The sequence below is a fragment of the Kroppenstedtia sanguinis genome, assembly GCF_050433445.1.
GTDB lineage: Bacteria > Bacillota > Bacilli > Thermoactinomycetales > DSM-45169 > Kroppenstedtia > Kroppenstedtia sanguinis.
In genome coordinates this window covers 49,492-64,529 of the sequence record NZ_JBNPXF010000013.1, presented here as the reverse complement: position 1 = coordinate 64,529, position 15,038 = coordinate 49,492, and the positions used below count along the sequence as shown (strand labels likewise).

At 52.6% G+C, this 15,038-nt stretch carries 14 protein-coding genes; 10 read left to right on the top strand and 4 right to left on the bottom strand.

Features of this window, described 5'->3' with window-relative positions; genetic code table 11:
* Window positions 1–111: 111 nt before the first annotated feature.
* Window positions 112–360, bottom strand: coding sequence for a hypothetical protein (locus JOD24_RS09585; RefSeq protein ID WP_380162878.1), 249 nt, complete (start codon window positions 358–360; stop codon window positions 112–114).
* Window positions 361–370: 10 nt separating this feature from the next.
* Window positions 371–616, bottom strand: coding sequence for a hypothetical protein (locus JOD24_RS09580; RefSeq protein ID WP_380162879.1), 246 nt, complete (start codon window positions 614–616; stop codon window positions 371–373).
* Between the two features lie 439 nt (window positions 617–1,055).
* On the opposite strand from JOD24_RS09580, the gene msrA reads away from it, so the two are divergent.
* Window positions 1,056–1,526 carry a peptide-methionine (S)-S-oxide reductase MsrA gene (gene msrA / locus JOD24_RS09575; protein WP_429246809.1) on the top strand — a complete coding sequence of 157 codons (471 nt, stop codon included), beginning with the start codon at window positions 1,056–1,058 and terminating at the stop codon, window positions 1,524–1,526.
* Window positions 1,527–1,590: 64 nt separating this feature from the next.
* On the opposite strand, the gene JOD24_RS09570 is transcribed toward msrA, so the two are convergent.
* On the bottom strand, window positions 1,591–2,856 hold the full coding sequence (locus JOD24_RS09570) for a YeeE/YedE family protein (RefSeq protein ID WP_429246808.1): 1,266 nt from the start codon (window positions 2,854–2,856) through the stop codon (window positions 1,591–1,593).
* A gap of 781 nt (window positions 2,857–3,637) precedes the next feature.
* On the opposite strand from JOD24_RS09570, the gene JOD24_RS09565 reads away from it, so the two are divergent.
* From JOD24_RS09565 to trxB, 5 genes are all read left to right on the top strand, one after another.
* Entirely contained in the window at window positions 3,638–5,209 is a 1,572-nt protein-coding gene (locus JOD24_RS09565) for a PTS sugar transporter (RefSeq protein ID WP_429246807.1), read from the top strand.
* Window positions 5,210–5,215: 6 nt separating this feature from the next.
* Window positions 5,216–6,055: a hypothetical protein gene (locus JOD24_RS09560; protein WP_380162882.1), complete on the top strand. Its 840-nt coding sequence runs from the start codon at window positions 5,216–5,218 to the stop codon at window positions 6,053–6,055.
* 374 nt (window positions 6,056–6,429) lie between these two features.
* A complete protein-coding gene (locus JOD24_RS09555; RefSeq protein WP_380162883.1) occupies window positions 6,430–7,170 on the top strand; it encodes a GntR family transcriptional regulator in 741 nt (246 codons plus the stop codon).
* A 350-nt stretch (window positions 7,171–7,520) separates the two neighbouring features.
* Window positions 7,521–7,844 (top strand): ArsR/SmtB family transcription factor, encoded by a 324-nt coding sequence (locus tag JOD24_RS09550; protein ID WP_380162884.1) that lies wholly within the window; start codon window positions 7,521–7,523, stop codon window positions 7,842–7,844.
* A gap of 73 nt (window positions 7,845–7,917) precedes the next feature.
* The gene (gene trxB / locus JOD24_RS09545; RefSeq protein WP_380162885.1) at window positions 7,918–8,868 is read left to right on the top strand and encodes a thioredoxin-disulfide reductase; all 951 of its coding nucleotides are present in this window, start codon (window positions 7,918–7,920) and stop codon (window positions 8,866–8,868) included.
* Between the two features lie 58 nt (window positions 8,869–8,926).
* On the opposite strand, the gene JOD24_RS09540 is transcribed toward trxB, so the two are convergent.
* Complete coding sequence (locus tag JOD24_RS09540) at window positions 8,927–9,856, bottom strand: 1,4-dihydroxy-2-naphthoate polyprenyltransferase (protein ID WP_380162886.1); 930 nt, start codon at window positions 9,854–9,856, stop codon at window positions 8,927–8,929.
* A 243-nt stretch (window positions 9,857–10,099) separates the two neighbouring features.
* Here JOD24_RS09540 and JOD24_RS09535 point away from each other — a divergent pair, with 243 nt between their 5' ends.
* The 4 genes from JOD24_RS09535 to menB are packed head-to-tail and all read left to right on the top strand — an operon-like array spanning window position 10,100 to window position 14,926.
* Window positions 10,100–11,500 (top strand): isochorismate synthase, encoded by a 1,401-nt coding sequence (locus JOD24_RS09535; protein ID WP_380163084.1) that lies wholly within the window; start codon window positions 10,100–10,102, stop codon window positions 11,498–11,500.
* Window positions 11,497–13,266 (top strand): 2-succinyl-5-enolpyruvyl-6-hydroxy-3-cyclohexene-1-carboxylic-acid synthase, encoded by a 1,770-nt coding sequence (gene menD / locus JOD24_RS09530; RefSeq protein ID WP_429246806.1) that lies wholly within the window; start codon window positions 11,497–11,499, stop codon window positions 13,264–13,266. Before JOD24_RS09535 ends, menD begins: the two co-directional genes overlap by 4 nt.
* Window positions 13,266–14,093, top strand: coding sequence for a 2-succinyl-6-hydroxy-2,4-cyclohexadiene-1-carboxylate synthase (gene menH, locus JOD24_RS09525; protein ID WP_429246805.1), 828 nt, complete (start codon window positions 13,266–13,268; stop codon window positions 14,091–14,093). The genes menD and menH overlap by 1 nt, the downstream gene beginning before the upstream one ends.
* Window positions 14,094–14,107: 14 nt before the next feature.
* Window positions 14,108–14,926: a 1,4-dihydroxy-2-naphthoyl-CoA synthase gene (menB, locus tag JOD24_RS09520; protein ID WP_429246804.1), complete on the top strand. Its 819-nt coding sequence runs from the start codon at window positions 14,108–14,110 to the stop codon at window positions 14,924–14,926.
* Window positions 14,927–15,038 lie beyond the last annotated feature (112 nt).

The following is a 15,038-nucleotide window of genomic DNA, read 5'->3' as shown; positions in this document are numbered from 1 at the left end:
TTCTGAGTTAATTGATATGCTGAATCTTTCCGATGACGCAGATCTTCCCGATTGGGTGAAGGAGATGGTCGTGAATACATCCCGAAGGGCGATGGGGCATCACAAGTAGTTTCACTTTGAGTGGAATAAGTCCGAATCTTGAATGGGCGCGTCAATCAGATCGCTGTCAAAGAGAAGATTGATGTTGCTGTATACGCCGTTCCAATCTCCGAATATCAATCCGAAGGCCTCATTTTCTTTCTCGTGTGAGGCCCAACCATATTGTGTATTCGTTCCAACGAATACACCGCTGGCGTTTGTAATCGCGGTGACAGACACGTCTCCGAATTGGACCAAAGCATTTTCGTTTTGATTGCTCATATCGATTCTCCTATACCCCTTGCAGGGTTGATCCGCCTTTAATGTCCTGGTCGTTGATTGGGGAGTCTATGGCATCGTTATCGGAAATAGCGTTGAGATTTCCTGGATATGTGTTAAAAAAACCGTACATTAAATTTGCTGAATTTTGCTTTTGGTGGGAGTCCCAGCCAGGTTGGTTATTTTGGCCGATAAACACGCCGGAGTCGTTTTGCAAAGAGCCCACGTTTATCATATTAAAAGATGTAAGGGTGGCCATGAAAAAAGTTCCTCCATTCTCCTTATAAATTCCCTTGTGAAATGAGCGAACACCCATATTCCTATTCCCATGCAAACCAGGATGTGAGGAATATTACGGTTGAGACATCCAAGTATCCACAGGATTATGCTCATCTATACCATGAATTTGTGGAACCGCGTGAAACAGTCGGGTTTCGGGTTATGACCATAGCCTATTCCAGTTCAGGGAATATGTGCGAATGCCGTCGCCCTCCTGTTACAGATCGCCAAATGGTCGCGCAACCGCGGGTGATATCAGTAACGCTTTTTGAATTGAGTTATAAGATTTCTTGGAAATTATAAAATAGAGCGAAAGGTTCTATGATAGTTTTTCGTGGAGGGATTGTCGCCGGACTCATCCTTGGGTAGGATAAGAAGAAACCGGAAGATGCCCGGTGATGGAAAAGGAGTGTTGTCTGATGGCACGAGCCACATTTGGAGCAGGATGTTTTTGGGGCGTGGAGGAGTTCTTTCGCCAGATAAAAGGTGTCACCTCCACGGCTGTCGGATATATGGGGGGGACCACAGAAAACCCCACTTATGAGGAGGTCTGTACCGACCGAACGGGTCATGCTGAAGTGGTGGATCTGGAGTATGATCCTTCGCAGGTCAGCTATGAGGAATTGCTTTGGGTGTTTTGGGAGAATCATAACCCGACCACGCTGAACCGGCAGGGTCCAGATCTCGGTACCCAGTACCGGTCTGTGATCTTTTATCATTCGCCGGAACAAAAGGAAGCAGCGGAAAAATCCAAACAGGAGTTGGAAACCTCAGGTAAATGGAAAGATCCTTTGGTGACCCAGATTGTACCGGCTGCCCCCTTTTACCGTGCGGAGGAGTATCATCAACGTTACCTCGAGAAGCGAGGACAATCCTCCTGTCACATCTGATCATTGGGAAGTCGCTCAGATGTAGATCCATGAAAAAACCGATCCCCCATTAGGGATCGGTTTTTTAACAGACGGAATCATCGGGCTTGGGATTCTTCATGCCGAAGAGCCTGCGCAGTGGGAGGCCGACGGTGGTTCCCAGCAGGGCCATCCCGATCCAAACCCAACCATGAAGACTAAAAGAAGCGATGCCGCTGAAGAAAGCTCCGATGTTACATCCGTAGGCGAGTCGGGCACCATAACCCATCATCAGACCTCCGATCACCGAGGCGAGAGCGACCCGTCCGCGGACCTTGCGAATGGCATAGGTTCCAGCAGCGGCCGCCGCTGTCATAGCGCCGAGGATGATGCCGAAGTTCATCACGCTGGTGGCATCAGCTGTGACAGGCTTACTTAAGACGGCGCCTTTTTCGCCGGACCAATAGGCCCAATGGGTGACATCGATCCCGATCCATTGCATGAATTTGGATCCCCACAGGACGAAGGCGGAGGTGATCCCCCAGGGTTCTCCTTTGATGGTGAGGGTGAGGGCATTCAAGACTGCCAAACCCACCGCCGCCGCCCACAAGGGCCAGGATCCCCGGAGCAACCGTCTCCATCCCTTGGCGGTGGGGAGTGGCTTGATCATTGGCGGGCGTCTCTTGCGACCGATGAGGACCGTGATTCCGGCGATGGCAGCGAAGAGCGCCATCTGTAAAATCCAAGCGCCACCATAGCCCAGGCCGGTGGTTTCCGCCAGGGAGACTGGAGGCAAGGAAGGAACTTCTTGAGTCCAGAAGCCCCAATGCCAGGCGCCCAGTACCGATCCGGCGATAAAGGCGATCAGGGTAATGAAGACAGGTGCGCTCCCGCCCCCTACAGCGTACAAGGTTCCGGAAGCACAACCTCCTCCCAACTGCATCCCGATCCCAAACAGAAAGGCTCCGACGAGGAGGCTGAGACTGAGGGGGGAGACGGAGGGCTGGGGATGCACCCCAAAGAAGCTGAATCCAGAGGAGAAGATCAAGGCAAACAGAGTGGAGGCGACGGCCAGCATCAGCATATGAGCGCGTAAGCCGGCTCCCTGTCCCACCGAGAGCAACTGGCGAAAAGCCGAAGTGAACCCGAACCGGGCATGATACAGAGTAAATCCCAGTAGTAGACCGATGGTGAATAGTAGGCACTGTTTCAACCCTTGGGTTCCGTTGATCATCGCACCCAGTCCGCCGATAGCAATGACCGCGATGGCCAGTACCCCAAACTGAGGGGAAGAAAGAGCCGGTGCAGAGGGAAGAGGCCTCTGGGTGCCCAAGGGTTGGGCAGCAGAAGTTGAAATAGACAAAAGAATCACACCACCTTATCCGATTCATTTAGTTGGTTTTAGGTATGAGTGACATATTACAATAAGCGGCTGTAAATGTAAATACTAAGACCGGGACAGCCTAAAGATATGTCTATTTCTCCTTCATAATCAAAAGAACGGGGGAATTCGATTCTGCAGAACCCGGCCCACACTCGTATACAGCGCTCAGGGATGTGGGTCAATCAGAAAACAGGCTGAGGCCCTGAATTGCAAATATCCATTCTACCCAGCGGGGATGTCTGACGAGCCAAAGTCATTCCATGTGAAACCCCTCCCTCTCACCGATGTTTTTACTCGGGACAGGATCTTGTTTGTCTAACCAGAGGGAACCGTCTTTCCTTAAATGGTTTGTCCCACTTTGATCTCGACCGTCTACAAACGCTGGAAGTCTCAACGTTTCTAGTGCCCCTTCAGGCAACTTTGATCTTGTATTTCAGTATGGCGGGGGCAGGACGGTGAGGCAGCTCCGATCTCTTGCAAAGAGCGCAAAGGCGAATCAAATCCTCACCGTCCTCGCCTTACTGTGATTTTCCACACAATCTTCTCTGAAGGGGCACTAGCAGGATCGCTCTACCTAAATATTGCTAATCAGCATGATTCTACAGAAGACTATGGCCTTGAAGGATCGTGAATCAGACGGATTGCTCTCCAGTCACAGTCCAACCTATTGAAAGGCTTTACGGGTGTTCTTGACAAGCTGGATGAAATCGCTTACAGTTAATGTACGTACAATAATTGTACGTACATTAACTGTAAAGGGGGGAGCGTCTTGAGTAACAAAAGAGTTGCCATACTAGGGAGCAGTGGTGGGAACCTGTATAGTCTCGGCGGTAGTGATCCGGTGAAGTTACTGGGAGAAATCCATGCTCAGTGTGATCGTGCCGAAATGGATGTGGCTTGGATTCAATTTATTGGTGCGAAAGCATCCATGGATAAAATCAAGGAGACGACACCGGCAGACCTCTATACCTGGGATTCTGCGACACAGGCTGTCCAAGTTGTGTTTTCTGGGACACTGAAGGAAGTAAACGAACAAGCAGTAAAAGTTGACCAAGAGGTGGCTCAAGCGATTGATGATGGCGACATCGATGGCATCATCTTGATGAGTGCCGATCCGGACGGGACGAACAAAGAAGCGATCGCAGCGGCCACCCGGAATGAAGTACCGATTGTGGGTACAGGTGGTACATCTATGGCTATCACCAGCTCGAAAGGTGGCAAAGTGATCGCCACATCGGGAACCACAGGGACGACCAATCGTACTCGCGCGATCTCCTTTGTCAGTTCCCTGAGCAAGTATTGGGGGATCGACTACCGACCGTCCATTGGTCAATCCAATACGGAAATCGCTGACAATCCGCTGAAGCGAATTCAATTCAGAGGCATTATGTTGGCTGCCTTGCCGGGATTTATTTCTTTGGCGATCATCCTCGCTTTGAGTAAAATACCGGGTTTATCCGGTTTGGGCGATGTTTTTGATATCTTGATCAAAGCGTTGCCAGTCATGTTGGCTGCCATTGCGGCTAGACAAATATCTGGTTTGGATGAAGTGGCTATCGTTGCTGGGATCATCGCAGGGGTATTATCCGTAGATGGTGGAATTATCGGTGGTATTATCGCAGGGATTCTGGCCGGGGTTCTCGTAACTTATCTCTTTAAAAAGTGCGTCGACTGGAATTTTCCTACAACCACTATCAATATTGCTGCAGGTGGGCTAGCGGGTATTATCGCCGGTTTGTTTGCATATTTTCTGATCGCACCCTTGGCTTTGCAAGCGGGTCAAGCCATTCGGGAATTGATTGAATATACGATTGCTTTAAGCCCATTACTAGCGGGATTGGTGGCGGGGCTCTTGATTTGGCCTGCTATTCTCGGCGGGGTTTATCATGCGGCTATTTTGCCGATTGTACTGCTTGAAATGGAGAAAGCCGGGAACAGTTTTCTGGGAGCTGTCGATATGACCGGACTGGTCATGGTATCGGCGGGAATCACCTTGGCAAACATGATCGCTCCTCGAAAAAAAGGGGAAGCAGCCTTGGCCACACCTGGGTTTTTGATCAATATGGGTTTCGGGACTTTTGTCGAGGCAGCCTATCCCTTCATGTTCTCCAACAAAGTGGTTTTTGCCGGAGCGATCGGCTCAGCGGGATTGGCTGGCATGCTGGTGGGACTGTTTGATGTCAGAGGAACAGCCTACGTGCCTTCCCTGGTCTCTCCATTTTTGTCCAACAATATCACGGGGCAATTGATCGCGATGGCCGTGGGATTTGTAAGTTCATTTGTGATTACCCTCATCGCAAATAAATGGAGTCAGAATAAAACAAACAACAGCCAGGAGTGATGATGTATGTTTACAGGAGATATGGAGAGAAAACGGAAGATCGCCATTGAAAAAGTGTGGAATGCGATTGAGGAGCATGGGGGACAAACGATTTTAAGTACCGGGATCACCGGGGATGACGCGAGAATCGCGAAAGCGGTGATCGATGCTGGGGTGAAAATGTTGGAACCAAATCATCCCGCAGTGGCACTCGCTCGGGGGCATCAAGGTGTGACAAGCATGCATGATGCAGAACACGTCAGGCATGATGTCGATTTTTCCGAGATGGTCGGAGTGGTGCGTGGCGTTCGCAGTGTGGTTGGGGAAGAGCCTTTTATTACAGTAGGTGTGCCCGGCGGTTTTACAGAGACGATGCCGGTTCCAATTGCCGACGAAGATTTTTATCAGATTTCCCGGGCAGGAACCGACGGGTTGCATACACACAAGTGTGATCTACGCGATCTGAAGGAAATTGTACAAAAGGCACACTACTACGGTTTGCTGGTCGATGCTTACATCGCACATCCCGATGATAAACATCCCTTCGGAATTCCCGCCCGAACTGCGGATGAAGTGGCGCAAGCGGCTAAGCAAATGGAAAATATCGGTGTGGATATGATCGGTCTGATGACTGGTATGAGTTACGATGGAGTCAAAGCAGGCGAAATTCCCGAGATCATCAAAGAACGATTGGAGGCATTGATCTCCTCCGTGTCCGTACCGACCCTGGCTGAGGGAGGAATCAATACGACGAACTACTCCGCGTTTCGCAAGACAGGTGTTCATATTATGGTTGTCGGAACATCGATCGATCAAATGGTACAAGAATCAGCTCAGCAAGTGGTCAAAAAATTTATCTCTCGATAAAGGTGTATCGAGAATGGTTTTCCCCAGGGCTGTTGATGAACCCTAAAGTAGATGATGGGGACGAAACGATCCTATCGCTCGTTCTTCCCCTCGCCCCATCGTAAAATATGGCTTGAGGGGACAGGGATGGTGGGACGGCTCCGATCTCTTGCAAAAAGCGCAAAGGCCCTTCACCGTCCCACCATCCCGACCGTATTTCCTGACTAAAAATATGGCTAATCAATACGCCTAGTTTTTCCCTGTTAACTTCATGTGCGGAATCCTTTATTGTGCATGAAATATTCTCTCCCTCCATGCTGTTCGGATCAAAGACCAGCTTGGAGGGTTTTTTAGTATAATAGAACTTATATAATCAATGGTTAGGAGTATCGGATATGGATACATTTGAACGGACAGGGGAGCTTCCTTTATATCAACAAATATATGAATGGATCAAACTTAAAATTGACTCGGAAATCTGGAAGCCGGGTACCCAATTGCCACCGGAACCCATATTGAGTAAAGATCTCGGCGTCAGTCGGCAAACCCTGCGTCAGGCGTTGCAACTGTTAATCAATGAAGGACTTTTGTATCGTCAGCAGGGAAAAGGGACCTTTGTACAAAACACCCGGTCTCAATATGAATTGACGATTTTGACCAGTTTTTCGGAACAGATGAAAGCCAAGGGGAAACATCCTTCTTCCCAATTGATCGATATTCAGTCGAATATACAACCGGATCATAAACTGCAGGTACAACTGGGATTGTCTCCCCATAACCGTGTTCTTAAAATGGTCCGTTTGCGCTTGGCAGATGAAATGCCCATGTCTTTAGAAACGGTATACATGGATGAAAACTTGTGTCCGAAACTGGCTCAGCAGGATTTGGCCCGTGAATCACTATACCATTTAGTTGAAAATGTATATCAACACCCGATCAGCTATGGGAATATTTCACTGGAGGTAACACAGGTTAATCCGGAGGAGGCTGACTGGCTACAAATCGATTCGACGTCCTCGGTTCTTCATATGGAGTGCATTAACTATTCCTACAACTCGCGCCCTCTATTCATCACCTATGCCAAGTATCCACAGGAGCGATATATATTTACTGTCAGCATGCCACGACGCCAATAGTTTCAAGCAGGCGTGTTGATTCACCCTATTTTAGGTAAGAAATAAGGTGGGATGGTGGTGGGACGGCTCCGATTTCTTGCAAAGAGCGCAAAGGCCCTTCACCGTCCCCTTAAGCTATATTTTACGATGGGGGCATTGAAAGAGCGAAAGGATGTTTCGTTCCCATCATCTACTTTAGGGTTGTTCAACAGCCCTGAGTTTCAAGATGGGATGCAGGGAACCGGTAGCTTTTGCGTTTCCAATCCGGGGATGAAAAAATACAAGTACAGGGAGGATCTGTCTGATCGAGATCCACCCTCTCTTTACAATCATATAAGAATATGCTTATATATATAGGTGAGGTGGTGGTCATGGATTTTGACCAGTTGGCAGATTGCCATAAAGCCCTGGGGGACAAAACCCGCCTTCGGATCCTCGCTCTTCTGAGGGAAGAGGATTTGTGTGTCGGGGAACTGGTGGAGGTTTTGAAGATCACCCAACCGGCGGTCTCCCAGCATGTTCGAAAGTTGCGGAACGCCAGGTTGGTGAAGGAACGGCGGCAGGGCCAGTGGGTTTACTACTCCCTGAACGGAGAGGATTATCCGTATTTCCCTTCTTTGCTCCGCTCTCTTCCCGATCAGAGCCATGAGATCGAACGTCTGAAAGAGGAAGGAAAGAAAGGGGTTTGTACCTGAGAGGAAGATGCCGCCTCATGTGGAACAAGTGGTTTCGTCGATCTGTGATATTAATGTCTGGAGGTTCGGACCTATGCACAAAGTAATCATTCTCGGAACGGGTCCGGCGGGCTTGACCGCTGCCATCTACCTGGCACGGGCCAATATGAATCCGCTGGTGATTGAAGGTCAGGAGCCGGGGGGACAACTCACCACGACCACGGATGTGGAGAATTTCCCCGGATTTCCGGAAGGAATTCTCGGACCGGAATTAATGGATAACATGCGGAAACAGGCGGAACGGTTCGGTGCCCAATTCAAACGGGGCTGGGTGACCGATGTGGATCTTTCCCATCGCCCCTTCAAATTGACCGTAGAGGGCCAAGGGGAGTTGACCAGTGAAGCTTTGGTACTTTCCACTGGCGCCACCGCCAAGTTGCTGGGGATTCCCGGAGAGAAGGATAACATGGGCCAAGGGGTGAGTGCTTGTGCCACTTGTGACGGTTTCTTCTTCCGGGGCAAAAAGGTGATTGTGGTCGGTGGCGGGGACTCCGCTATGGAGGAGGCCAATTTCCTGACCAAGTTCGCCTCTGAGGTGACAGTGGTTCACCGACGGGATGAACTCAGGGCTTCCAAGATTATGCGAGACCGAGCCCAGGCCAATGAAAAGATCAAATGGGCCCTCAATCGGGTTCCCCTGGAAGTGGTGACCAAAGAAGGGGGCGGAATCCAAGGGTTGAAGGTTCAAAACAAAGAGACCGGTGCCGAGGAGATCATAGAAGTCGATGGCATCTTTGTCGCCATCGGTCATCGTCCCAATACTGGTTTTCTCCGTGGCCAGCTAAATACCGACGAACAAGGCTACATTCAAGTCATTCCAGGCACTACCCGAACCAACATCGAGGGGGTCTTCGCCTGCGGGGATGTTCAGGATCGGGAATACCGTCAAGCGATTACGGCGGCGGGCACCGGTTGTATGGCGGCCTTGGACTGTGAGAAATTCTTGGAGGGAGCGGCTACGGTGGACTGGTCCAAGACCCTTTGAGAACAGGAAAAACCGGCGGATGTATCCCGCCGGTTTTTCTCTGTTGGTTTTGGATCACTTATCCAATCCATTGACTTAAAAAGAGCCCCATCGCTAGCAACAAGCCAAATAGAGTGTTCACCTGAGCGGTGAATTTCATGCTCGGGGCCATTTCCGTATTGGTAGTTTTACCCTGGAATCCACGGATGGCCTGGATGGATTTGGGGAGGCTCAGACCTACCAACAGAATCCAGGGGGTTGCCTCCCCGATCAGAACGAGCAGGAGAACCCACAGGTAAGAGACGATAAACATCCCAGTGAGGAAGCGGACGGCTCCTTGGTGTCCCAAGAGAATGGCCAAGGTTTTGCGGCCGTTTTTCTCGTCTCCTTCCCGGTCACGGATGTTGTTGGCCATCATGATGGCCCCGACGAGAATGGCGATCGGGATGGAGACGAGCAGGCTATTCAGGGTAAGAGTGCCGACCTGGATGAAAAATGCGATTAGAATAATTCCCATCCCCATAAATAATCCTGAAACCAATTCACCTAGGGGAGTGTAAGCGATGGGGAGAGGTCCCCCGGTGTAGAGATAACCTGTCGCGATGCAGACGGAGCCGATCGCCGCCAGCCACCAGCTACTTTCCATGCAGATATAGATCCCGAGCAGGACGGAGACTCCACAGAAGGTGAGGGCGATCCCCATCACTGTATTTGGAGAGACGCCATGGCGCACGATGGCACCACCAATGCCCACGGAGCCCTCATGATCCAATCCTCGCTTGTAGTCGTAGTATTCGTTGAACATATTGGTCGCTGCCTGGATCAGGATGGAGGCGATCAACATAGCCAGAAATAACGGAATGTCGATCCGAGTCAGCGACATCGCCAGCGCGGTCCCGATCAGGACAGGTACAAAGGAAGCGGTCAGGGTGTGGGGGCGCAACAATTGCCACCAGATCTGCCATCCTTTTGCGGTAACCGGTCCAGTTGCGGAGGGGTGTTCGTTCATTAGTGTTTCGCTCCTTCCTTCCGATGTCCATTATACTTCGGAACACTCTCAGACTCCAGTATAGACGGGAAAGACTGGGGGATCAGTAGAAAAGAACGGGGATTTTGGGTATACTGGATTAGGTTTCATCAACGAGTGTGTGCTACAAGTGGGCATAGATCGGAGCGAATCCTACTGGATTCGCCGAAACGCCGTCGGGAGAGTGGTCCCGACGGGCGGATGGGGGGAAGGACCGTGACGACCATGAGGGAATTACACAACATTGCCGGGTTGAAGGAAGGGGCGGCCCGAGCCCGGAGGGAACAAAGGCCGGTGCTGGTCAGCCAGACCCGGTGGGTGGACAACCTGGAGCCCCTCTCTTTTTTTGCGTCTGCAACGAGATTCCGGGGAACGCGCAACTTTTGGTCTGATCCGGACCGAGGGCTTACCCTGGTCGGTGTGGGAGTCGCTTGGAAATTGGAGACCTACGCCAGGGAAGGCTCTTATCTAAAAACGGAGCAGGAGTGGGATCACCTGCTGAAAGGTGCGATCCGGGTTCCGGCAGAGACACCGACGGGTACGGGGCCGCTCCTTCTGGGCGGCTTTTCCTTTGATCCACTTGCAGAAAAAACCCCGCTCTGGGAAGGGTTTTTCGACGCTTCTTTCATCCTGCCCCAATTTCTGTTGACCGTGACCGGAGGAAAATGTTGGCTGACCGTCAATGTTCTACTTCGTCCGGGGGAGGATGTAGAACAGAGGGGAAAGATACTGACGGAAGAGGAGAGGGCCCTGCTGGAGACGGCCGCAGATTTTCAATTCTCACCCCCGGCTCAAACTTCATTCGATGTGTTGGAGGTGGAACCGGATCGCTGGAAAAAGACAGTAGCCACAGCGGCGCGGGAGATCCGGGAAGGGGCTCTTGAAAAAGTGGTACTGGCTCGGCCACTTCAGCTGGAGTCGGAGACCTCCTTCTCTCCGGAAGCAGGCTTATACCGGCTGCTGGCGAGACAAGCCCATGGCTTCCTGTTTGCAGTGGAACGTGGCGATGCCTGCTTGCTGAGTGCTTCCCCGGAGCGCCTCGTAAAAAGTGAAGGGGAGCGATTCTATTCCACTTGTCTGGCGGGGACCATCCGGCGGGGGAAAGATCCTGAGGAAGACCGGAAATTGGGAGAAGAATTGCTCGCTGATCCCAAGAATGGGGGCGAGCATGCGGTGGTGGTCCATATGATCCGCGAGGCTTTTCAAGAGGGATGCTTCCAAGTGCGAGTGCCTGACTCACCTACTTTGTACCAGGCACAGGATGTACAGCATCTGTTTACCCCAGTGGAAGGAACTCCGTTGCCGGAGACCACGTTGTTGTCGATGGTGGCACGGCTGCACCCGACTCCAGCTCTAGGCGGATACCCTCAGAAGGAGGCGGTCGCCCGGATCCGGGAAATCGAAGGGATGGACCGGGGTTGGTATTCGGCTCCAGTGGGTTGGCTAGATGATCGGGGGAACGGGGAGTTTGCCTGTGCCATTCGCTCTGGCCTGCTCCGGGGGCGGGAAGCTTCTCTCTTTGCCGGTTGCGGGATCGTGGGCGATTCCGAACCCGATAGCGAATACGAAGAGACGAATCTGAAGTTCAAGCCGATGCTGTCGGCATTGGGAGGCGATAGCCGGTGAGTCACAGGGAAGACCTGACGGCAACTGTGGGTGCCTTTGTGGACGAGCTGGTTCTGAGCGGTCTCCGACACGCGGTGATCAGTCCGGGCTCCCGATCCACGCCCTTGGCACTGGCCATGGTTGCTCATCCCGGTTTGAAGGAGTGGTTGCTGGTGGATGAACGCTCCGCCGGCTTTTTTGCCTTGGGATTGGGCAAAGCTTTGGGAGAGCCAGCGGCGTTGTTGTGTACCTCAGGAACTGCAACGGCCAATTATTTCCCAGCGGTGGCGGAAGCGAAGCTAGCCCGGGTCCCGCTAGTGGTTTTGACTGCGGATCGTCCCCACGAACTGCGGGATGTAGGCGCACCGCAATCGATGGACCAGATCGGAATGTATGGAACCCATGTCAAATGGTTTATGGATATGGCGCTGCCGGATCGCTCTGAACTGATGTTACGGTATGTGCGGACCACGGCGGCCCGGGCAGTGGCAACAGCCCAGACGGGGCCAAAGGGACCGATCCATCTTAATCTCCCTTATCGGGAACCTCTGATGCCGGATCTCGCTTCCCCCACCTTCTGGCAGGGAGGAAGGCGAGAGGAGGGAACCACTCCCTATGTGAGGGTGACTGCGGGAGAACGGGAATTATCCGGCAAAGAATTGGACCAGTGGGCCCAATCACTGTCCCAGTGGGAGCGGGGCCTGATCGTGGTCGGCCCTCAGGAGGCAGGGGAGCTGGGACCCGCTGTGCATCGATTGGCGGAATCTCTCCGCTTCCCTGTTCTCGCCGATCCTCTCTCCCGGCTCCGAAACGGAACCCATCCCAAGGAATGGATTTTAGAGGGGTATGACGCATTTCTACGGGAGAAAGAAGCGGTGGAAAAACTGGCACCCGAGGTGGTAATCCGCTTCGGGGCGATGCCCGTTTCCAAAGCAGTCCTCTTATACTTAAAAGAGCATCCCTCCGCCCGACAGATCGTGATCGATCCGGATGGAGGGTGGCGGGACCCCTCCTTATTGTCCGCGGAAATGATCTACACCGATCCGATTCGCTTCTGTACAGGAGTGGCTCATCGAATCCCACCGCGGAAGGAATCTGCCTGGGCGCAACTCTGGCAGGAGTTGAATCGGGAGACGACAGCCCAGTTGGCGAAGGCGGGCCAGATGGAGGCTCCTTTTGAGGGACGGGTGTTTTTGGAGCTGGCGAAGTTGTTGCCGGAGGAGGGGATTCTCTTTGCAGGAAATAGCATGCCCGTTCGGGATTTGGACTCATTTTTATTGAACAGTGACCGGTGCTTGCACTCGATAGCCAACCGAGGCATAAGCGGGATCGATGGGGTGGTCTCCACTGCCTTGGGTGTCGCAGCGGCGAGATCCCATGTGACGCTGGTGCTGGGGGATCTTTCTTTTTTTCACGATCTCAACGGCCTCCTCGCCGCCAAGTTGCACGCTTTGCATGCCACCATCGTGGTGATCAATAATGACGGGGGCGGCATCTTCTCTCTTCTCCCTCAGGCTTCCCAGACGGATCCTGACACCTTTGAAACCCTGTTCGGCACGCCTCTCGGGCTGGATTTTGAACATGCGGTTCATATGTACGGGGGTCATTGGGAACGTCCCGATTCCTGGGAAGCTTTTCGGAAGGCTTATGTCGCCAGTCTGGAAGGGACGGGACTCCATGTGATCGAGGTGGGGACGGATCGCCAGGAAAATGCCGACCTGCATCAGGAGATCTGGAAACAGATCGGGGAAAGGGTGCGAAAGCGGTTGGAAGAGGTGGAGGGCTGATGGATTTATATGTGAACGGTGTCCATTTTCAGGTAGAGGTGGAGGGGGAAGGGCCGACACTCCTCCTGTTACATGGTTTTACCGGTTCACGGATCACCTGGGAGCCGTACCTCGACTCCTGGACGCAACACTTCCAGGTGGTGCGGCTGGATCTGATCGGCCATGGGGAGAGTGAGGCACCTCTGGATCCCGCTCGTTACGGGATGGATCAGGCTGTGGCGGATCTGACAGGAATCCTGGACCAGTTGCAGATTTCCCGTGCTCATGTCCTCGGGTATTCCATGGGGGGACGCCTCGCACTCTCCCTCGCCGCCAGCGCTCCCGCTCGGGTGAAGACACTCTTATTGGAGAGTAGCTCTCCCGGTCTGAAGACAGATGCGGAGCGGCGGGCTCGCCAAGAGCGAGATGAAGCCTTGGCGGCTTGGGTGGAAAGAGAAGGACTGGAAGTTTTTGTCCGGTATTGGGAAAGGATTCCCTTGTTTGCAACCCAAGCGAATCTACCGGAGAAGGTACGACGGGGGATCCAAAAAGAGCGGCTGGCCCAACGAGCGCACGGACTAGCCAACAGTCTTCGTGGGATGGGAACTGGAGCACAGCCTTCCTGGTGGGGACACCTCGGGGAAATTCCGTGCCCTGTGTTGTTGATTACCGGGGAGTTGGATGCAAAATTTTGCCGGATCGCAGAAGAGATGAAGAGTCAGTTTTCCCGGTGCCAATGGCGGAGCGTATCCGCGGTGGGACATGCCGTTCATGTGGAAGCGCCCCGGATTTTTGATACAATAGTGATGGAATTTCTTTTGCGTCATGGAAAATTCCCTAACAGTTGAGGGAGGATGAGAGTGTGAGCGTCCAATGGAAATCGGTACGGGAGTATGAAGATATCAAATATGAAAAGTACAATCATATTGCCAAGGTGACGATTAATCGTCCCGAAGTGCGCAATGCATTTCGTCCCCAGACGGTGACCGAGATGATCGACGCCTTTGCCAGGGCTCGAGATGATTCCGAGGTGGGAGTGGTTATTCTGTCGGGAGAAGGGGACAAGGCCTTCTGTTCCGGCGGGGACCAGCGAGTACGGGGGCATGGCGGTTATGTGGGAGAGGATGAGATCCCCCGGTTGAATGTCCTCGATCTGCAACGGTTGATCCGCACCATCCCCAAACCGGTGATCGCCATGGTCTCCGGCTATGCCATCGGCGGCGGTCACGTGTTGCACGTGGTTTGCGATCTAACCATCGCTGCAGACAATGCGATTTTTGGTCAGACAGGCCCCAAGGTAGGCAGCTTTGACGCTGGTTATGGTGCCGGTTACCTAGCCCGTCTCGTAGGTCATAAGAAAGCCCGGGAGATTTGGTTTCTATGCCGTCAGTACAATGCCCAGGAAGCTCTGGATATGGGTTTGGTCAACACCGTCGTTCCGCTGGAGAAGCTGGAGGAAGAGACGATTCAGTGGTGTGAGGAGATCCTGGAGAAATCCCCTACCGCTCTCCGTTTTCTGAAGGCTTCCTTTAACGCTGACACCGACGGGCTGGCCGGCCTGCAACAGCTTGGGGGCGATGCCACTCTGCTCTATTACACGACCGACGAAGCCAAAGAAGGACGCGACGCCTTCAAAGAAAAACGGAAACCGGACTTTGACAAATTTCCTCGCTTCCCGTAAACCGCTAGATCTACCCGGCTCTATCACAGAGCCGGGTTTGTTGTCATGGGTTTCCGCAAGCTTGTTCCGAAGTCCGTCTTTGGATTAGGATGAAAGAGGGGAGGGCTGTGAA